General features: G+C 72.5%; 1 pseudogene. It reads left to right on the forward strand.

From position 1 onward, the window contains the following. A pseudogene (locus JMF90_RS39540) lies at positions 1–630 on the forward strand (hypothetical protein); the annotation flags it as partial.

The following is a 630-nucleotide window of genomic DNA, read 5'->3' on the forward strand; positions in this document are numbered from 1 at the left end:
ACGTCGCGCTACCTCGTCGTCATTGCGCACCAACCGAACAGGCNCGACTCGAAGGCGCGGAAAAAGTACGCCGCGCAATTGCAGCCGCTCGTCGACCGGGGCGCGCTCGGCGGTTTCGAGAACCCCGCCCGCTATCTGCCGAGCGACGCCGCACAGCGCGCGCGCCAGGCGAGCCTGCCGGCTGCGGACGCACTCGCCGAACGGATGCGCGATGCCGTCGCGCATCAGCCGATCACGGTGAAGCCCGATCTGTTCGCACCGTTCCTCGCCGACGTCGACGCCGCGCGCCACGCGCCGCTGCTGACGCGTGCGGACCTGCGCGGCACGTCGATGGCGCTCGCCGTCGATGCGCTGCTGACCGAACGCGACGGCCGCTGGAGCGCGATGCTGCCGCTGCGTGCGCCGGACGCCGCGCGCGCCGGGCAGCCGGCGTCGAGCCTCGACGCCACGCCGATTCGCGCCGCCGTCGCACGCGCGGGCGTGCCCGATGCGCTGTTCGTCGACATGAAGGCCGAAGCCGATCGGTTGTACGTGAGCTACGTGCATGAGGACATCCGGCTGTCGCTCGCAGGATTCGCCGCGATCGCCGTGCTGCTGCTGATCGCGCTGCGCTCGCCGCGCCGCGCCGCG

Source organism: Burkholderia sp. E168m23 (assembly GCF_016586125.1).
GTDB lineage: Bacteria > Pseudomonadota > Gammaproteobacteria > Burkholderiales > Burkholderiaceae > Burkholderia > Burkholderia orbicola.